General features: G+C 60.1%; 11 protein-coding genes, 1 tRNA gene and 1 pseudogene. 9 read left to right on the top strand and 4 right to left on the bottom strand.

What is annotated here, in order from left to right; genetic code table 11:
• Positions 1-29: 29 nt before the first annotated feature.
• The gene (locus IVB54_RS28365) at positions 30-1,271 is read left to right on the top strand and encodes an MFS transporter (RefSeq protein WP_247776540.1); all 1,242 of its coding nucleotides are present in this window, start codon (positions 30-32) and stop codon (positions 1,269-1,271) included.
• Positions 1,272-1,362: 91 nt separating this feature from the next.
• Here IVB54_RS28365 and IVB54_RS28360 read toward each other — a convergent pair whose 3' ends face one another.
• On the bottom strand, positions 1,363-3,141 hold the full coding sequence (locus IVB54_RS28360) for an acyl-CoA dehydrogenase (RefSeq protein WP_018456266.1): 1,779 nt from the start codon (positions 3,139-3,141) through the stop codon (positions 1,363-1,365).
• A gap of 253 nt (positions 3,142-3,394) precedes the next feature.
• Between IVB54_RS28360 and IVB54_RS28355 the strand changes: the two genes are divergently transcribed.
• From IVB54_RS28355 to IVB54_RS28345, 3 genes and pseudogenes are all read left to right on the top strand, one after another.
• Positions 3,395-3,469 (top strand) — tRNA-Gln (locus IVB54_RS28355).
• Between the two features lie 274 nt (positions 3,470-3,743).
• Positions 3,744-4,023 (top strand): annotated as a pseudogene (locus IVB54_RS28350) (aldehyde dehydrogenase family protein); the annotation flags it as partial.
• A gap of 75 nt (positions 4,024-4,098) precedes the next feature.
• The gene (locus IVB54_RS28345; protein ID WP_083926417.1) at positions 4,099-4,575 is read left to right on the top strand and encodes a 2Fe-2S iron-sulfur cluster binding domain-containing protein; all 477 of its coding nucleotides are present in this window, start codon (positions 4,099-4,101) and stop codon (positions 4,573-4,575) included.
• On the opposite strand, the gene IVB54_RS41755 is transcribed toward IVB54_RS28345, so the two are convergent.
• Positions 4,523-4,864 carry a cyclic nucleotide-binding domain-containing protein gene (locus IVB54_RS41755; protein WP_338014020.1) on the bottom strand — a complete coding sequence of 114 codons (342 nt, stop codon included), beginning with the start codon at positions 4,862-4,864 and terminating at the stop codon, positions 4,523-4,525. The two genes, IVB54_RS28345 and IVB54_RS41755, sit on opposite strands and share 53 nt — an antisense overlap.
• A gap of 1,713 nt (positions 4,865-6,577) precedes the next feature.
• Here IVB54_RS41755 and IVB54_RS28335 point away from each other — a divergent pair.
• Positions 6,578-6,922, top strand: coding sequence for a hypothetical protein (locus IVB54_RS28335; protein WP_157642962.1), 345 nt, complete (start codon positions 6,578-6,580; stop codon positions 6,920-6,922).
• A gap of 259 nt (positions 6,923-7,181) precedes the next feature.
• A complete protein-coding gene (locus tag IVB54_RS41750) occupies positions 7,182-7,364 on the top strand; it encodes a hypothetical protein (protein WP_083926420.1) in 183 nt (60 codons plus the stop codon).
• A 336-nt stretch (positions 7,365-7,700) separates the two neighbouring features.
• Here the strand turns inward: IVB54_RS41750 and IVB54_RS28330 are convergent, their stop codons facing one another.
• A complete protein-coding gene (locus IVB54_RS28330) occupies positions 7,701-8,258 on the bottom strand; it encodes a hypothetical protein (RefSeq protein WP_247367259.1) in 558 nt (185 codons plus the stop codon).
• A gap of 486 nt (positions 8,259-8,744) precedes the next feature.
• Here IVB54_RS28330 and IVB54_RS28325 point away from each other — a divergent pair, with 486 nt between their 5' ends.
• Positions 8,745-8,993: a hypothetical protein gene (locus tag IVB54_RS28325; RefSeq protein ID WP_158091481.1), complete on the top strand. Its 249-nt coding sequence runs from the start codon at positions 8,745-8,747 to the stop codon at positions 8,991-8,993.
• A gap of 1,129 nt (positions 8,994-10,122) precedes the next feature.
• On the opposite strand, the gene IVB54_RS28320 is transcribed toward IVB54_RS28325, so the two are convergent.
• Positions 10,123-10,461, bottom strand: a complete 339-nt coding sequence (locus IVB54_RS28320; RefSeq protein ID WP_085357172.1) for an H-NS histone family protein — start codon at positions 10,459-10,461, stop codon at positions 10,123-10,125.
• 628 nt (positions 10,462-11,089) lie between these two features.
• Here IVB54_RS28320 and IVB54_RS28315 point away from each other — a divergent pair.
• Both IVB54_RS28315 and IVB54_RS28310 read left to right on the top strand, forming a co-directional pair.
• A complete protein-coding gene (locus IVB54_RS28315; RefSeq protein WP_240543874.1) occupies positions 11,090-11,569 on the top strand; it encodes a hypothetical protein in 480 nt (159 codons plus the stop codon).
• A gap of 2,196 nt (positions 11,570-13,765) precedes the next feature.
• Complete coding sequence (locus IVB54_RS28310; RefSeq protein ID WP_247776539.1) at positions 13,766-20,419, top strand: VCBS domain-containing protein; 6,654 nt, start codon at positions 13,766-13,768, stop codon at positions 20,417-20,419.
• Positions 20,420-20,437: the final 18 nt, after the last annotated feature.

Raw genomic sequence — 20,437 nt, 5'->3', positions numbered from 1 at the left:
GCCGTTCCATTTGGCCGATTGCCCGATTGATGATTGCCGCCACTCGTGTTGACGAATCCTCGCTGCACTATCGCGGCTGGCGCGTCGTGCTGGCCTGCTTCCTGATGGCTTTCTTCATGTTCGGCTTCGGCCTGTACGGTCAGGGCGTCTATCTCGCGGAACTGCAGCGCGCCCATGGCTGGCCGGGCACGCTGGTCTCCGCGGCCAGCACCTTCTCCTTTCTCCTGACTGCCGTCCTCGTCATCTTCACCGACGATCTGCTCGCCCGCATCGGGCTGCGGTCGCTGATCCTGTGCGGCCTGTCGGCGCTCGGCGCTTCGACGGTGCTGCTGGCGCTGCTGCAGACGCCGTGGCAGCTCTATCTCGCTTATGCGCTGATGTCGGTCGGCTGGACCGGCATGGGCACGGTGGTGATCGCGACCGTGCTGAACTCCTGGTTCGAACGGCGCCGCGGGCTCGCGCTCAGCCTCGCCTACAACGGCGCGACCTGCGGGGGCATCGTGCTCGTGCCGCTGCTGCTGTCGCTGAGCGGCAGCATCGGCTTTCGTTCCGCGATGCTGGCGGCCACGCTGGCGATGGTGGTGCTGGTGCTGCCGGTGGTGGTCATCTTCACCGGGTGGCGAACCGAAATGCCGCCGACGTCGGGTGGGAATTCATCCACTGGCGGCACTGCCTTGCCTTCGGTTCACTCACGCAAGACGCTGCTCGCCAACGCGGCGTTCTGGACCATGGTGCTGCCGATCGCGGTCGCGCTGCTGGCGCAGATGGGATTCATCATCCATCAGGTGACGTTCCTCGAACCGCTGATCGGCCGCGCCAGTGCGGGCCTTGCCGTCACCGTCATGGCGGCGATGGCGGTGGTCGGGCGCCTCTCGCTCGGCCTGTTCGTGGACCGGCTCGATCCGCGGCTCGCCTGCGCGGCATCGATGACGAGCCAGGCGGCGGCGCTGTTCGTGCTTCTGCAAAGCACGAATCCGACCGTGCTGCTCGTGTGCTGCGCCGTCTACGGTTTCTCGATCGGCAACATGATCACGTTTCCGCCCTTGATCATCCAGCGGGAGATCGGCGCGAGCGCCTTCGCCGCTGCGATGGGGCTGGGCACCTCGATCAGCGGCATCGTCAGCGCCTTCGGCCCCGGCATCGTCGGTCTCGTGCGCAGCGTAACCGGCGACTGCACGAGCGCGTTTGCGATGTGCGTGGTGCTCGACGTGGTGGCGGCGAGCGTCGTACTATGGCGGCCGGGGCGACGTACGAAGCTTGCGGCTTCGTAGCCCGGATGGAGCGCAGCGCAATCCGGAATTCGTGTCACCAGCAATGATGGCCCCGGATTGCGCTGCGCTCCATCCGGGCTACGCGTCCCAGCTACCCCAACAGCACCGCATCCGCTGCCGCGACCGACTCCGCACTCTCCGTCACGGTGCGCTCGAGCGCGCCGGCCTGCACGGCGATGTTCTCGGCGAAGAAGCGCGCCAGCGAGACGTAGCGCCCGGCGTCCGCGATGCCGTCGGATTTCGCGGCGAGCGCTTCAGACGCCAGCATGCAGCCGCCGAGCGTGGCGCCGAACTGTTGCAGATACGGCGTCGCGCCGGCCAGCGCCTCGTTCGGCGCGGAAGGAAGCCGCTCCAGCAGCCATTTGCTGGTGCGCGTCAGCGACTCCAGTGCCTCACGCAATTTCACGCCCGTGGTGCCGAAGGCGGGATCGTTGGAGGCTTCGACCTGCTTCACGATTGCGGAGAGTTCGTCGAGCAGCGCCCACACCGACGCGCCGCCGTTGGCCGCGAGCTTTCGCGTGACGAGGTCGATGGCCTGGATGCCGTTGGTGCCCTCGTAGATCGCGGTGATGCGGGCATCGCGATAGTGCTGCGCCGCGCCGGTCTCCTCGATGAAGCCCATGCCGCCATGCACCTGCACGCCGAGATAGGCGACCTCGTTGCCGATGTCGGTCGAATAGCCCTTGGCCATCGGCGTCAGCAATGCCGCACGCGCGGCAGCGTCGGCGCGGACCTTCGGATCCCTGGCACGCGTCGAGACGTCGATCGCCACCGCGGTCGCATAGCAGATGGTGCGCGCCGCAGCGGTCTGCGCCCGCATCCGCATCAGCATGCGCTTGACGTCGGGATGCACGAAGATCGCATCGGAACCGTCACCCTTGTTGCCGAGGGCGCGGCCCTGCTTGCGCTCTTGTGCGTACGACAATGCCTGCTGATAGGCACGGTCGGCAACACCGACGCCTTCGAGGCCGACGCCGAGGCGGGCCTGGTTCATCATCGTGAACATGCAGCGCATGCCCTGGTTCTCTTCGCCGACCAGGAAGCCGATCGCGCCGCCATGATCGCCCATGGTCATGGTGCAGGTGGGGGAGGCATGCATGCCGAGCTTGTGCTCGACGCCGGAGGCAAAGATGTCGTTGCGCGCACCCAGCGAGCCGTCTTCGTTGACCATGAATTTCGGCACGAGGAACAGCGATATCCCCTTGGTCCCTGCGGGCGCGTCCGGCAGGCGCGCCAGCACGAAATGCACGATGTTGTCGGTCATGTCGTGCTCGCCGTAGGTGATGAAGATCTTCGTCCCCTTGATGCGATAGGTGCCGTCGGCCTGCTTCTCGGCGCGGGTGCGCAACGCGCCGACATCGGAGCCGGCCTGCGGCTCGGTCAGCTGCATCGTGCCGGTCCATTCGCCGGAGACGAGCTTCTCGAGATAGATTTTCTTCAGCTCGTCGCTGCCATGCGCGTCCAGCGCCTCCATCGCCGACGCCGTCAGCAGCGGGCAGAGGCCGAAGGCGACGTTGGCGGCGCTCCAGATCTCGCTGCAGGCGGCGTTGATCGCGAGCGGCAGGCCCTGGCCGCCGAAATCCTCGGGGCCGGAGACCGCGTTCCAGCCGCCCTCGGTCCAGCGCTTGTAGGCATCCGGCCAGCCCGGCGCGGTCGTGACCTTGCCGTCGCTGAGCTTGATGCCGTGCTCGTCGCCGACTTTGTTGAGCGGCGCCAGCACGTCGGTTGCGAACTTGCCGGCTTCCTCCAGCACGGCGCTCACGATATCGCCGTCGAAATCGCCGTAATGGCCGGCCTCCATGGCAGCTTTCAGGCCGGCGCCGTGGTTGAGCGACAGCAGCATGTCAGAGATCGGCGCGCGGTAGGTCATGGCTCACTCCCGTGGACAGTTCTTGGCGCCGTATTCCCATGAAACGGGGGAGGTCTCAACTGTCAGGAGGGTGGCGGAACGCCCGTCGGCAACGGGCTGGCGTAGCGCTCCTGTAAGGCATGGCGCGGCGCCACCGGCGCCTGTGGTATTTTGCCCCTCCGGGCGGTTGAAATGCCGCGCCTCTCCCTATAGACCGGCACCACTCGAGGGAATCCGCGGACGCTCCTGTCGCCGCCGTTTCCCGAGGGCCTGATGGGGCGTAGCCAAGTGGTAAGGCAGCGGATTTTGATTCCGCCATTCGGAGGTTCGATCCCTCCCGCCCCAGCCAGCGCTTAAGCTGCTGAGTTCGTTATGTAAGCAGCTCTGATGCCGCCGAATTTTTTGAACGCGTTTGGAAATGGAGCTTCTGATGCTCGTTCCCGAATCAAACTAAACGGCGTCGTGCATTACATCGACCATAGTGGCCTATCTCCGTGGCTTTCATCTCAGTATATACCGCCGAGGCTACTTGGGGTGGTCTGTTACGCCCTCATCGTAGGATAGGGTACTACAGCGAACAATCGGACAAGCAGTCGAAATAATGCATTGGTGCGGAATTCGCCGTGCTGTCCATCATTTCCTACAACACAGTGGAGGAGGCGATCGAGATCGCCAACGACACTGTCTACGGCCTCGGCGCCCACGTGCAGGGCACGGATATGGAAACGGTGCGGGCCGTAGCCGGAGAGATCCGGTCTGGTCAGGTCCATGTGAACTATCCTGACTGGGACCCGAACGCACCTTTCGGTGGATACAAGCGTTCCGGCAACGGCCGGGAGTACGGCCTAGAGGGGTTTGGAAGAATATCTCGAGACAAAGGCCGTTCTCGGATTCTACTCATGAAGTTGCTCTCGTCGCATCGGGTCTTGGCGCTCGTCACGACCAGCGTCCGCCAATGCAAAAGTGTTTCCGGCCGTGATGGCACACGCGTCGGAATCCGCAGAACACCTTCTGGCTCAAGGTCGGGGCTTTGACGGCTGGCTGAGTTGGCCCGTGAGTTCAGTTCGCCCGACATGTGGAGCGGTATCTCATATTTCTCCAGGCCATTTCGAAATCAATCTGTCGCGAGAAACCCGTGCGGCCGTGGATAGATGGCTCCGCGTCGCTGAAGCAAACCGATGGTTCGCGCGATCTTGGGTTGGAAGATGGGCACGGCCGTTATGTTTCGATATCGTACGGTTGCCGTTGAGCCCGGGAAGTCGATTCCTGGATGCACTGATCGATTCAGGAATTTCGCTTGTGGAAGGTGGCTGCGGAACCTGCGAGACACGCGTGATCGAAGGCATGCCGGATCACCGCGAGCAGTTTCTGAGCAAGCAGGAACAAGAGACAAACAAGACGATCATGATTTGCTATTCGGGTGCAAAGTCGAAAAAGCTGACCTTGGACCTCTAAATAGGCCCAACCGACTGCCAACGTCTAATGACAAAACGTGCGCCTTGTCCGATGCGGGGATTCGCGAGGCGATGCCCGCGGCACGAACGGCGGCGGTAACGGCCGAAGGGGACAGCCCCAGCACGGAAACAGTGCCTACTGCTCCCTCGCGCCCTATTGCGGCGCTGGCGACCGTCTGTCCGTTGGCCATGTCGATCATCACAGAAATGGCGCCACTATGAGGAAAGAGGACGTGCTCGGTCTGGTCACCCGCCTGCGAGACGACCGCATCCCGATCGAGCGCTACCATCTCTAGCTCGGGCGCCAGCAGATCGAGGTCCGCCGCCGGTAGTGCTGCCAGAGTCGGTTACCAATTTCGGCGGGAAGCGTCACTGCGGCCTCCTCTAACGATCGCCGCATCGCATTTCGAGCGTCATGGGGCGGCCAACTCGAACTTTGTTTGAATCCGCCTACGCCTCGCGCCCCGAAGTCCAATTCAGCTGCGGAAGCTCTCAATCTCAAAAACTCCAACCACACGCGCTCGGAGGCGAATTGTTGTCTCTCAGGGTGATTGAGGAGTTAGGTCCCAGCGCGCCGCTGCACAATTGCGAAATGCGCATGGGTAATACCATAGGGTCCGGTTCCCGGGACGCGGCAAACGCCGCGGCGATCTCGGAAGTGTGGGGCTCGGCTTGACCTAGAAGCTCAACAGCTACGTGATGAAGTCCGGTCATTTCCGCCAGGACACAAACGAGACAGTCTGCTTAGGAAGGTCCGGCAGAACGAAATCACGTCTCAGTAACCGAGTGGCTGACCTTGCCAAGATGGCAGCCACCGAAATAGGGCGCCTCCGTTGGCAGCATGAGTGGCGGCTCAAACGAGCATCCACATCGTAAACGCGGCGCAGAGGCAGATCGTGACCACGACAGTCATTCCGGCAAAGAAGCGCTCGGTCCGGTCCATGTCGATCATCTTCCAGATCGATCCACGTCCATAAACGTTTAAAGGCTCCTGCTTGCGCCTGTCGTAATCTGTCAGAGCTTACGTCCCATTAGATGGTGTGAGCGCTCTGCGAACTGGCATTCCAGCAAATTCGATCTGAGGGGCTTCGAAACCAACTGAATCAGCTGGTTGCTAACCGCTATCTGCAAGCCCACACCGAGCAGCTCTTGACCCTGAGTACGGCAACGCTCGTTGCGTGTGTCGGGCTCTTAGTGTCCAAGTTGCAGTAACTGATAGCCCTCCGAGGCTCGCGCAATAGCGGGGGTTGTGTTGATCAATTGGCATCGGTCGTCGAGCAGGTTCGTGGTCCAATGCGGCGAGACAAAGTAAGGATCAAACGTCGGAGTGATGAAAAGCTAACCATAATCGAAGAAGGATCGCTCAAAAGTTCACTGCTGCTGGTGCGAACCTTATTGCATGCCTGCGCAGAGCACAGGCGGACGACGCTCTGGCGCTGACACTCGACATTGCACTCAGCGCTGGGACTGCTCACCTGCTTTGATGGATGGCGGACAAAAGGCTCCAGTCATCGGACTGGAGCCGCCACCTTCCTAAGCGCCTCCGCGAGGGGGATTGCGGGCAGTCGGAAGAGCGGGGTTTATCGATCTAGTCAATGTTTCAACCGGATGCACGCTAGCGGCAAAAGTCAGACTATTGCGCTGTCATAAAACCAGTCAAACACCGGGCTTGTCATTTCAATCTGCGAGACTTTAACTCTGACACTCAGAAATAACAGGTTTGTCAAAAACAAGCCGAAGGGGGTCCGCAGTGGAGAAGGTGCGACGCTTACGCGCGATGGGTTCGCTGTGTCGTCAACAAGCAGCGTACAATGGCGTGAATAAATGGAAGCTCCTCGCGGAAGCAGAATACTGGGAGCACTTGGCTGAGCTTGAGCTGTCGTCCCATTTCCAAGAATGCAACGTCGCTTGTGCAAATGAAAGAACAGAGCCTCAAGCACGCACAGAGGCGAATGATTACTCGCGCCGGGAGACGATTGCCCCCGAAGCAACGGCGACCACGAATGACGCGCAGTGTGCGCTTATGCCCCTATGAGCAAGATCCTCGTCGCGGCAATCGAAATGTGGGTTGGTCCAGCGCGCCAGAGTCGGCGACCTTACTCTTCTGGCCTATATGTCGCGATTTTGCGCGCGCCTTCCCAAAGCTCGACGACTTGGCCGTTAACGAGCTGCTTGGCTCGTTCGCTCGCCGTTGGTTCGTCGACGCAATCAAGTTCAAGGCGAAGCTGTATGTGGCCGTCCGATCCAAGAATGTAGGCTCGATACTCCGGCATGAGTTGCTCCAAAACATCAGTTCCGAAGCTGAAACCCGAGAAAATTACAACAACATCAAGAAGCTGTCCATTTAATTAGGACGATACTCCCATCCGTTCCCGACGGATCACTGCTCTGGACATACTCAAGAGCGCCACCGCCGCTGAGGAGGTACACGTTCGGATTCACCCAACCCCGAATATTAAGCTGCCTTCGTTGCATTGCATGATCGATTAAATACATTTAACGAATTAAATTCGGATAACTGAAAATAATGTGGTGCCTCTGTCGGTCCGAAGACGTTCGTGACGTGGATGTCATGCCTCGACAGAAGATGACGATCGACGTGAATTTTTGAGGACCTGCGGTAGATTTGCGGCCGTAACGCCGCCCGCCATGACCTTGCTTCTATCGACCTCACTCACGTCAAACGCCATCGCTGCGTCTGGGGCAAAAGGTGTGAACGGAGGTGGGGCAGAGCACCATCACCATGAGCACCACCTCGAACACCATCCTCACGACCGGGACGACGATTAGTTGATGAGGGAAGAGGTCCGCCTCAGGCACTCCTGGGGCCTCTGCCTTGTAAGCACATGGCCTACTCACCTAGTCGTGAGTTGGGTCGCTGTCGGCGCTCTACACATCTCGGTCGGGTTAATCGAGACGGTCTCTCGCCCATGGGCGCGACCTGCGCCGATAGTGCCACAAACAGCATCAATGTCGTTAGGGGCACCATTCCGGCGCATCATTCTCGCGCGCCGAGAGCGTCGTCGGTCGTGGCGACGTGCAGCGTGTTCAGACTGCGGCCATCGGGCAGCGGAACGGATCAGCAATCACGCCGCTGTCAGTCTCGATTGCTCATCATGCTTCGTGCTACTGCAGTTTCTGGTTGTTGGCTACTTCTCGCGCTAAACTAAGCTCAAGCTCAGTGAGCTTTTCGATCAAGTGCTCCACGATCTCCGCGCAGTCCGAATGCGTCAGCGAATGCACTCCGCGCGATGTCAGGTGGTTCTTGAGGATAGTCGCCATCATGGCTTTGACGCTCATGGACCGGCCTCGTCTGAAAAATCGGATCGTCACAAAATCAATCTGAAGTAGACGTTGAATATGGACGACACGCAACGGCAAGAGGTTTGGTTCAACCTCCGTACAAGTACGGGCGGCGCTCGCGCTATGTTGGTTGCGAAGCACGTTGCCGTTGCAACACCAAAGCAGCGCTTCGCTCCGAATTCGGGACTTACGAAACAATTCGTTAGCTTTTATCTGGCTTGCTAGGTGCGTGCCGATTACCGCCGATTGCGGCACATGGAATGGGAATACCGGCCCCGGCTGTTCCTCCCAACCTGCGGCCGGGGCCGTTTGAACTTGCACTGCACCGTGGTCCACGACAATGTTTAGAGGCATTGCCATCACGCTATTTGGGCTGACCATTCTTTCGCAGCTCGATCAGACGCTCTTCTACGGTAGAAATACTGGCGCCGCGCTCAGGCTTGTGCGGGACATTAGTCGTGGTTCCGGCCTGTAGGTCAGCCGTGCTGCGCTCCTTCGGGCGGGGCATGCGCGAGCTTCCTCGACGGCTACTTCTTCAACAATACCCCTATCGTTCGCGCCATTCGCATCACTGATCCTGCGTGACGGCCCAGCTCGGCTGCAATCTTCGATACGCCAGCGCCCGTCCGTGCCAGCTTCGACAATTGCTGGACCTCGCGGTCGGTCCATTGCTTTGGCTTCGGCGTTTTCATGGTGCGGTGCTCACCCGTACCAGTTAACCAGCGCGCCTCGTTTCGAACACTTGGGAAATTTACGGGTGGGTCCGTGGGCTGCGATCGAGGTTCACCGAGAAATAGTCGACCACTTCCGTAGCCTCGGCGCCTTGCCTGAAACCCCGCTGTTCTTCGAAATCGACGGAAGGACCATATGGATGAACTGCTGGCGGCGTACAATGACATCACCGCTTCCGGATTGGGCCCCTCCCAACCGCAATGCGATGCGGCGAAGGCGGAGCAGCGTTCGCTGGCGGAGCCATGCGCAAAGTTCCGTTGTCACGCCGATCTAGCCGGCTTGACCTCTTCCGCATCAGCCACGCGCTCGCTGAGAGGGCGGCTTAAACTCCACGACCTCGTGCTGGTCGCACGGATTAGCTCGCTCATTTTTCTTGACGATTAGCTCAAGCTCGAGAGCCTCGAAGGCGAGTTCATCCGCCAAGCGCTTAAACAGCTCGCGCTTTTCTATGTCCGTCGCTTGCTGGCTCATCAGCATAAACTCTCTGGCGTCAGCGCGGACCTTTTCCAAACGTCGTCGGAGGTCCTTCATGTGTGCCGGCTTAGCTTAAACTTATCCTTGGCCCGAACAAATCAGTTTGCTGGTTCGGATCCACCCGGAGTCAACTGCCGAAACTCGATACTGGTTCTATGCGGACCGCCAAATTCGCCGCTCATCGTTCTGCGATATTTGGCCCCGCTGCATGACCCAGCCGCTGTTCAGGGATTGCGGGCTGAGGACGGCCGTCTTGGCCGATGAGCCATCCCTGTCCGGCTCTCGCCGGATGATGCATAGAACTAGCATACCTGAAGGGGCATGAATGTTCGAAAGCGCACAGACGCGAGTGTTGCGCCGGACTAGGCTGCGAGCGATCCCGGACGCTCGCAAAGCGCTCGGGGCCCAACGGCCTCGGGGAGATGCGAAAATGTGCCGGCTGCGCTGAAGCGGCTCCGTCCGCGAACGCAGTGTTGCCGGTTGCGTGCCGGGTATGAGGCAGGAGTAAGCTCGGCAGATTTAGATCAACGATGGTCGTTCTCGTGCGTACTTTTCTTCTCATTGTGGGAATATGGCTACTGGTGAACGTTCTGTTTGTTGTAGTTGTCCTGCCCTCGCGCAGACCGGCACCTACTCGGCGAGCAGGAATTCCATCTCCGGTGACGATTAACACGACGGCCGGTCGCTTGGACGATCACGACCCACCACTCCTGCAGCGCGCAATGAGGCCGGTTGCAATCAGGGTTCTTTTCATCGTGCTCATCCTTCCAGTCCTTCGAGCGTGGAATGCGGTTAGGCGGCACTTCAGCGGGCACGACAACTAGACATGGCCATCGCGTGCTTGAGATTCTCGTCGATGTCCTCACTGCGCCGCGGGCCCCCCGAGCGATTCAGCGAGACCATCAGCCCAGCGCTCTCGCTATGGCCATGCCTCGAAGCATGGTTATGACCCGCGCTTCAACGATGATGTGAGGAGCTCAGAGCCCAAGGGGGAACAGCCGGCGCCAGCATTTCCATCCCAAAATGCCGCAACGCGCGCTCAACTTGTCTGCCGCTTTTCGGCTGAAGCCCGATCGATTAGGAAATCGTCCAATTTTCGGCCGCCTCGAAGCTGCGGCCGCAGCCATCGAGGCAGCCTGCCGCGACCCGACCATGTCTCCGCCGGGTTCTTCGGATTGCGATATTTGGGACGAACGGGCGGGTATGGACGGCGCTCGCGATTGAACCGCGTGGCCTCGTTGGCCAGTCCAATCCTGTGGAGCCGTTCCTCCAAATGTGCTTTTTGCACCAACATTTTCTGAGTGAGTTTGGCGGCGACCTCTTGGTGAAATATCCAGAGCTCGTCAACGGAGAGCGAATTGAAATGCGCGGTGTTCATGGCTCCATCCCTAATCTTGGGCAGAAGGCCCAGGCAGACAAGTCGGGAATCCGGGAGCAGACAAGCCCTCAGTTAAATATTGATCATGCAATCCACATTTAATACGAGAGGTAGCAGGGAGAAAGGCGCGACAGTGGTAATATCGTGGCGGAGTATTTAAATCGCCGCGCGGGGTAGCCACGTCTCGTGACCTCCACAAACTCACCCTAGGCCAGTTGCGCTTTCGTGCTCGGGGACGAGCGCAAAGATGGCGATCGACCGGACGGCGGCGCGGACGGCTCGATGAATCGCGCTGCCTCGTGACCGGCATATTAATCAGGTAGCCAAGAGTACAATTAATTAATTCATCGCGCCGCCCGATTTAAGCCGCATGGGAGCCGTTGTCGCCGCTAAGGTTCGAGCGGGGGTGGGGCGCACCCGGGAGTTTTCGATGTCCGGTCATTTGCGATTATACTTCGCCAGTTTGGTGCTTGTCGGAGGTTTATCGGCGGCGCCTGCGTCTGCCAACCCTCTTGCCGACTTCTTCAATACTGCTACGCCCCAACCCACGGTAACCTCTCCGCCGCAAGCCGAATGCGTGCCGCGTCCCGGTACCTCGACCACTGGTGGACAGCATTGGGTCTACCGAATGGACGGTCGCCGCAAATGCTGGTTCCTGGCCGAGGGCATCGCGACGGTGAAGAAGCCCATTCGGGCTCGCATGGCCAAAGACCGCAGCGCCAGTTTGGACGAGAACGGGACGAGGTGGAGCGCGGTCGTTGATGCGCGCGCGGAGGTGCTGCGCTCCGCACCGCCCGAGCAATCTCAGCCGCCTGTACCCGAAATGAAGGTAGCTGATGCCGCTTCCAATCTCGGCACGGGGTCGGCGGCCCCCATTGTCGATCTTCCCAACCAGATCACCTCCGAACACTCCGTGCCGGGCCAAGTCGACGTTGGGCAGCTTCTCGCCGACGCACCTCAAGATATGCCGCTGGGCGCGCGCACTGCAGAGGCGCACGGCGAAGCGCGCAGCTGGACGGCCTGGTTCGGTGTACTGCTGATGACGCTTGGTGGCCTCTCGCTCTTGAGCTCGAGCCGCACGCTTCGGCATGCGTGGAGATTACGTTAGCTTAGATGCGAGGTACATCCGCCGCGCAATCAATGGATTCCACGAGCCGGTATAGCCGAACTGCCACACGTACAAAGATTCCGTGCGCCACGCCTAGTTTGGCACCGGCTTAGACGGACATTCGAGTACGATGACGGTCGCCTTTGGGATCGGACTGCATTATGCGGTACAAGGTGTTCGTGGTGGACGGCAGCCGGCAACTGATCTGCGCTGCAAAGCTCGACTGCATTGACGAGCAGGCGGCGAGACGCCGAGCCGAGCAAATGCATGACGAGCACGACGTTGAGCTTTGGCAAGGCGATCGACTCGTTGCTGTGTTCCGAAGTGCAACGTCGAATGAAGGTCGGAGCTAACGCGCGATCCTGAATCGACGGCCGGTCTCGCCGCCGAGTTAGTTCGAGCATTGTGAGGCACCCCGGCCTGGCTGGTTGCCGACATGTCGCAGCGACGTCGTCACCGGGGCTCGCTACTGCGGTCCCGGCCGTCTCTAAACGGCTCTTGCTCTGCCGCTCGCTTTGGTACGCTTTCTTCTTGTTCTTGCTTCTACATGTCGGAGCTTACTTCGAAGCTTCTCCACCTCTCTAAGCTCCTCCAGAAGCGCCTGGTGCCGTTCATTCAGAACAGCACTAGAAAAAATCTGACGCGTACTCGACATCACATGCCTCAGAAAATGATTTGAAGTAAGAAGTCGACGAAAAGCGAAAGATAAAGAATACTCCACCGAAGCTCAATGAGCTAAGGCCGCAGCCGCCAGATGCTCCCAGTACTCTGCCTCTGCAAGCAGTTTCCAGCTTCTCTCAGGTTGGAGTGCGGCAGTCTGTCGGCAACGCAGCGCCATTGCACGCAGGCGGCGGGCAGCTTCCATTTCAACCTCCCATGTTTTCCCCCAACATATTTTTCGTTTTTGCGATGGAGTCATCATGATTATATGACATAATCAAATTTCTCATTTAATGGTAGTCAATTTGGTTCCATTTGTAAGCCGACCGGGAACTGCTTTCGGTTTAAGCTTCACATGGATTTCGAATGCTTGCTCGCCGACCCCCGCTGCGCGGTAAAGCGAACGAGACTGCACGGGACGGCAGCACGAGATGCGAAGCTTCATGCGCGAGCATCGCAATGTCAGAAATCCCAGCCGAGGACTCCTCGCCGCCCTCCAGGGCACGTGCGTCGGCTACCGAGCGATAACCCAGCAGTTGGGTTGCGTCAGCGGTCTGGCTACGCGCCTCGCTCTAGGAGCGCGCCACCCTTGAGTCCCGCGATGGTCTCACACTCTGGAACGTGGGCCCCCGGCGACAATGACGGCTGCCGCCCTCCATGAGGATGACCAGCATCACATTGAAAGCCAAATTCGCCGAAAGCCAAATTCGCCGCGTCACGGCGGGCGGACCTGGAGCGCGTCGGGTGCGTAAGTTAATAATCACGCGCGACGCATTGCGAGGCTGTTGCTTTCATGCCTCGTCTTCGCAGATAGGGCTGAGTTTGGCTCCAGTTGGCTCCCTGCGACTGTCGATCTACGCGAAGCAATGACCATCTCGCGGACGGAGTGCATCAGGGTAAAAGCCGTAAAATTCCGGGGTCGCCTCGCAAGGAGTGGCGCAAGAGCCTCCTTCTTCTTGATTTTCATGCATTAATCATTAAATGCGGCGTATAAATAAATAAATAGACTGGCGCTTTAATTTAAAATAGGCTCGATTTAATCGGGGAGTGGATGATCGTGACGCTTCTTGGCCACGGTGGTCGCTTCTGAAGTGGCGAATATTGCAAAATCAATAATTGCCAAACGTGGCGGCCAAGCACTGGCCACGATGGGCAAGGGGGATACCGCTAGATCTTTCGCGTAACTTGGCAGCAGTTGATGGAGCTGCGGTCGGCGGACCTATCGCCGTTCGAGCGAGCGCTACCAATTTGCGTGAATTGATTTTGCGGCGACGCTCTCTGCTCTGCATTGGCAGGCGAGGTTGCGAATGACGTGCACGCATTTTGTAGCAATGTTCACTCGGGCGCGGGAAATTTCGAATTCTTCTCCGTCAATTTTCGATTTTTCGATCCAGCCAAGTTTGCGGTTTGCAAACATGGCAGCTGTCGGGCGCTCGACCGTGCACACGACATTCGCTCGCCGATCATCCCCGCGCCATTGTGCAATTTGTGCCGGTCCGCGAATGCGGACGGCGCATCATCCAGAGGATTTAAGCTATGGCGACGCAGGCAACGGGCGGCGGCAGCACAGTTTCGTTCGGCAATACTCCGCAAGCCAACACGGACATTTTCTCGTTTGCGGAAGACGCCAGCAACATTCTCATCTTGAACGTGCTGGCAAATGATCTTGGGGGCGCGGCCAAGACGCTGTTCTCCCTGGACGATGGAATGAGCTCCTCCGCGTCCACCAAAAACTACGCACCAGCGGACTTACTGGTCAAAGATGTAGCGTACAGCAGCGATGCCGCCGGAATGGCCGCAACCGGTGACCGCAGCGCCCTCGGTGCACGCATCTGGATCGAAGCGGACGGCACCGTTCATTACGACAAGGGCGACATCAACGTTCAGCTTCAGGCGTTGGCGACCGGGCAAACGCTGACTGACACGTTCACCTACGCGATCCAGCTGGGCAATGGCACGCTCAGTTGGGCGACCGTGACACTCCAGTTCAATGGGGCAAACGACTCGGTCTTCATCACATCGAGTCCGCAGAGCGGCTCGGTGGTCGAAGACGCGAATGCCACACCCGATTTCTCGGATTCGCAGAGCGCGGCCGGCACTATCAGTTTCAACGACGCCGATCTCAACGACACGCATTCGGCCTCGTTCGCAGCAGCTTCTTCTAACACCACTTCACTCGGCACTTTCTCGCTCGACCCTGTCAACGAGGCGCCCAATGCCGCCAACGGCGCGGTGCAGTGGCACTACAATTTGAACAACGCGGCTGCGCAGTACCTCGCTGCAGGCCAAACCGTCGCCGAGAGTTTCGTGGTGACGATCAATGATGGTCACGGCTCGACAGCCACCCAGACGGTGACGGTCACGATCACCGGCACCAACGACATCGTGTCGATCACCTCGGGTGTCCAGAGCGGCGCGGTGGTGGAGGACGCCCCGTCGACGCCAAGTCTGTCGGATTCCCTGGCTACGGCCGGGAGCATCAGCTTTAACGACGTAGATCTGAGCGATGGGCATACCGCGACGTTTGTCGCCGGGGCCGGCAACACTACCGCGCTCGGCACGTTCTCGCTCGATCCGGTGAGCGAGGCGGCCAATGCTGCCAACGGGTCGGTGCAGTGGCACTACGCCTTGAACAGCGCGGCTGCGCAGTACCTCGCCGAGGGCCAGAGCGTGACCGAGAGCTTCGTGGTGACGATCAATGATGGCCACGGCTCGACAGCCACCCAGACGGTGACGGTCACGACCACCGGCACCAACGACATCGTGTCGATCACCTCGGGTGTCCAGAGCGGCTCGGTGGTGGAGGACGCCCCGGCGACTCCGGATCCGTCGGATTCCCTGACGACGGCCGGCACCATCAGCTTTACCGACGTGGATCTGAGCGACGGGCATACCGCGACGTTTGTCGCCGCGCCAGCCAACACCTCCGCGCTCGGCACCTTCTCGCTTGATACGGTGAGCGAGGGCGCCAACACTGCTAGCGGCTCGGTGCAGTGGCACTACAACTTGAACAACGCGGCCGCGCAATACCTCGCTGCGGGCCAGAGCGTGGTCGAGCACTACGCCGTGACAGTGAGCGACGGCCAAGGCTCGACGGTCACTCAGGACGTCGCCATCACCATAGCTGGTGCGAATGACGTCGTTAGCGTCACCTCTGGTGTTCAGGCCGGCACAGTGGTCGAGGATGCCCCGGCGACGCCGGACCCGTCGGATTCTCTGACCGCAGCCGGCACGGTCAGCTTCACTGACGTGGATCTAAGCGACGGGCATACCGCCACATTCGTCGTTGCGCCAGCCAACACGACTGCGCTCGGCACCTTCTCGCTTGGTCCGGTGAGCGAGGCGGCAAATGCCGCCAACGGGTCGGTGCAGTGGCACTACAACCTTGACAACGTGGCCGCGCAGCACCTCGCTGCGGGCCAGAGCGTGACCGAGAGCTTTGTCGTTACTGTCAATGATGGTCATGGCTCAACGGCCACCCAGACCGTGACGATCACGCTGACCGGCACCAACGACACGCCGGTTGCGGTTGCCGACACCAACAGCGGTCTGGAAGACAGCACCATCACGGGCTCTGTGGCGACCAACGACAGCGACGTGGATGACGGCGCGACGCTGACCTATGCGCAGACCAGCGCGGTCGCCGGCCTGACGATCAACGCGGACGGCAGCTACAGCTTCGAGGCGTCGAATGCGGCCTACCAGCACCTGGCCGAGGGCGCGACGCAGGTCGTGGTTGCGAATTACACGGTCACCGACGAGCATGGCGCCAGCGCCCCCTCGACGCTGACGATCACGCTGACCGGCACCAACGACACGCCGGTTGCGGTTGCCGACACCAACAGCGGTCTGGAAGACAGCACCATCACGGGCTCTGTGGCGACCAACGACAGCGACGTGGATGACGGCGCGACGCTGACCTATGCGCAGACCAGCGCGGTCGCCGGCCTGACGATCAACGCGGACGGCAGCTACAGCTTCGAGGCGTCGAATGCGGCCTACCAGCACCTGGCCGAGGGCGCGACGCAGGTCGTGGTTGCGAATTACACGGTCACCGACGAGCATGGCGCCAGCGCCCCCTCGACGCTGACGATCACGCTGACCGGCACCAACGACACGCCGGTTGCGGTTGCCGACACCAACAGCGGTCTGGAAGACAGCACCATCACGGGCTCTGTGGCGACCAACGACAGCGACGTGGATGACGGCGCGACGCTGACCTATGCGCAGACCAGCGCGGTCGCCGGCCTGACGATCAACGCGGACGGCAGCTACAGCTTCGAGGCGTCGAATGCGGCCTACCAGCACCTGGCCGAGGGCGCGACGCAGGTCGTGGTTGCGAATTACACGGTCACCGACGAGCATGGCGCCAGCGCCCCCTCGACGCTGACGATCACGCTGACCGGCACCAACGACACGCCGGTTGCGGTTGCCGACACCAACAGCGGTCTGGAAGACAGCACCATCACGGGCTCTGTGGCGACCAACGACAGCGACGTGGATGACGGCGCGACGCTGACCTATGCGCAGACCAGCGCGGTCGCCGGCCTGACGATCAACGCGGACGGCAGCTACAGCTTCGAGGCGTCGAATGCGGCCTACCAGCACCTGGCCGAGGGCGCGACGCAGGTCGTGGTTGCGAATTACACGGTCACCGACGAGCATGGCGCCAGCGCCCCCTCGACGCTGACGATCACGCTGACCGGCACCAACGACACGCCGGTTGCGGTTGCCGGTCATACGCTGAACTACACGGAAAACCACGCCGCCACCGCGATCGACCCGGCGCTGACGGTGTCAGACGTCGACAACGCCAATCTCGTCTCGGCGACGGTGCAGATCACCGGCAATTACGTCAACGGCCAGGATGTGCTGGGCTTTACCAACCAGAACGGCATCACCGGATCGTTCAATGCAGCGACCGGAACGCTCACTTTGACCGGGTCATCCAGCGTCGCGAACTACCAGACCGCGCTGGACTCGGTGACCTACTTCAACACCAGCGACAACCCGTCGGGCCTGGCCCGCACCGTCACCATCATCACCAATGACGGGGCCGCCAACAGCGTGGCCGTGACCGACACGATCAACGTGACGCCGGTCAACGACGCGCCGGTGTTGAACGCTAATGGTGGCACGCTGTCCTATACCGAGAACCAGGCGGCGACGGCCATCGACACCGTGCTGACGGCGTCGGATGTCGACAGCACGAATCTGACCGGGGCGACAGTATCGATCACAACCAACTTCGCCTCAGGCCAGGATGTGCTCGGCTTCACCAACCAGAACGGCATCACGGGCAGCTACAATGCGGGGACCGGCGTGCTGACGCTGACCGGTTCTGCGACTGTGGCGAACTACCAGGCGGCGCTACGTTCGGTGACGTATTCGAGCTCAAGCGATAACCCCTCGGGTGCGACCCGCACCATCAGCTATCAGGTGGACGATGGGGCCGGCGCCAATCACGCCAGCAACATCGCGACCTCGACGGTGGCGGTGACGCCGGTCAACGACGCGCCGGTGGCGCAGAATGACGCATATATCCTCGACACTTCAGGCGGAAATATCTTGACGGTTACAACGCCAGGAGTTCTCACCAACGACTCTGATCCAGACAGTGCAATAACTGCGGTCAAAGACACCAACCCGACCCACGGAACGGTGACGCTTAACCCCAATGGCTCATTTACTTACACGCGGACAGACTCTTTCTTAGGCACGGATTCGTTCACCTATCATACTTCAGATGGCTCTCTCTCTTCCAATCCTGTGACCGTCACAATAACGTTGGCCGGTAGCGTCAGTGGACACGTGATCAATTTTGGAAACGGTACTGACATTGCCAATTTCGCCAACAATACTTTTGATGGAAATACGCCGGCCCCTTCAGGCAATTGGTCTGTCTTGATGGGCAATGGCGGCGATACTCTGGTGACAGCATGGAATCACATCAACGGGACAACCACCTATAACGGTGGAAATGGTGCAGACGACATCACCCTGGTGTTCTCCTCCACTCAGCTTGAGCAAGTTCTCTCGAATGCAACGTTCGAAGGAGCGTTACAAAACTACTTTAACGGTTCTCCGACAGGAACTCTCGACCTTTTAGCTTCGAGCTGGCAAGCGAGCGCCACCGCTTTCGAAAACGGAAATCTCGCGCTCGCACTCAATGGAGGTGGCGCTGCGACCTATTCCGCGATCGCCGATGACTTGCCCAATCTCCTTGCGGGGTTAACCGGCAATCCTTCGGATAATACCCTGGTTGGAACTGCCAACGGTGAGACAATCTCGGGTAACGACGGCAACGATATCGTGGTGGGTCTCGGCGGCGACGATACCCTGAATGGCGGAAACGGCTCCGATCTGCTTCTCGGCGGTTCTGGAAACGATACGCTCACCGGCGGGGCCGGCATTGATATTCTGTCAGGCGGCACCGGAAACAATACGTTCAGGTATACGGCCGTTACCGACTCAAACCATGCCGGCTTCGATATTGTCACCGATTTTGCGTCGGGGTCTGACAAAATCGCGGCCACCTCGGGCCTTGCAATCACATCGATCGGCACGTCGTTGGCCACGGCGACGAGCTCAGTTGCGGCCCATACATTTGCCTGGTTTGTCGATACTGCCAACAACCAGACGATCGTCTACGGTAACGCCACGAATGGCGCCCTCAACGGCGGCACCGCCAGCCTGCTGGAAATACACCTCGCAGGGGTGACGTCATTGACTGCCACCGATTTTGCGACGGGAGTAGCTCCGGCCGGCATCGCCGGCGAGCAGATCAACCTTGGTCTGACCGATCCCTCGTCGGACCTGAACGACCTGATAACGGTCACAGTCAGCGGTGTTCCGTTGGGGTGGAGTTTGAACGCGGGGACGAACGAAGGCAACGGCACCTGGACGGTGCAAACAAATGATGTCCGGTCGCTAGCAGTTACCACGCTCACCGACTTCGCGGGTGCGGTTGTCCTGAACGTTGCCGAAACGTGGACGGAGGCAGACGGCAGCACGGGAACCAGGGTTGTTTTCGACAATATTGAAGCTTACGCGGCCGGTTCACCAATCTTCGCCATTTCGGGCGACGACAACCTGACCGCTTCGAGCGGCAACGACTTGCTCGTTTTCGCTCAACCGATTGGCCGGGATACGATCTACAATTTTGACACCGCGCACGACCAGATCGATCTGGTCGGTTATGCCGAGTTCACCGGCTTTGGCGACATTCAGGCGCACACGGCCAATGACAGTAACGGCAACGCGGTGATCTCAGCGGGAGAGGGGCAGTCGATCACGCTGCATGGGGTCGATGCCTCGTCGCTCACGGCAAGCGACTTCATCTTCGATCAAACGCCGGTCACTGAAAACGCCGGCCACATGGTGATCGCCGATGGTGCAATCCTGCCGCTCTCCGGCATCATCGACAATACCGGCACGATCGAGTTGAACTCGAGCGGAAGCGAGACCGATCTCGAACTGATCGAGCACGGCATCACGCTGCAGGGCCACGGGCAGGTCATCCTGTCCGACAGCAGTGAGAACGTGATCACCGGAACGGTTTCCGACGTTACGCTGACGAACGTGGACAACACGATCTCCGGTGCCGGCCACCTCGGGGATGGGATGATGGTGCTGGTCAACGAAGGCACGATCATCGCCACCGGCACCAATGCGCTCGACATCGATACCGGAGCTAACGCCGTCACCAACACCGGCACGATCGAGGCAACAGGAACCGGTGGACTGGAGGTCCACAGCGACCTCGTCAACACCGGCGTGTTGTGGGCCAATGGCGGCAACGTCACAATCGATGGCAATGTCAGCGGTAACGGAACGGCTCAGATTAGCGGTTCGGCCACACTCGAATTCGGAGCGGCCTCATCTGCGCATGTCACGCTTGATGCCCAAGCGACCGGGACAATCGTGCTCCATGACTCCTTCGACTTTAGCGGGGTCGTGTCCGGATTTAACGGGGATGACCACCTGGATCTCCTCGATGTGGCATTCGGGGCCGGCACGACCGCGAGCTATGTCGCAAATCAGGCTGGTGCTGGAGGAACCCTGTCGGTGACCGACGGAGTCCATACCGCCAATATTACCCTGTTGGGCCAGTACGACCCCGCGGGCTTCCAAACCGAGGCAGACAAGAACACGGGAACGCTCATCAGCTACCACGACCATCTGGCCTGATGCGCTGCGGGGAAATGG

This window comes from Bradyrhizobium sp. CW1, assembly GCF_023100665.1.
In the GTDB taxonomy this organism is placed as follows: domain Bacteria; phylum Pseudomonadota; class Alphaproteobacteria; order Rhizobiales; family Xanthobacteraceae; genus Bradyrhizobium; species Bradyrhizobium canariense_D.
The sequence above is the reverse complement of the archived record's forward strand: the minus strand, read 5'-3'. Positions and strand labels throughout refer to the sequence as shown.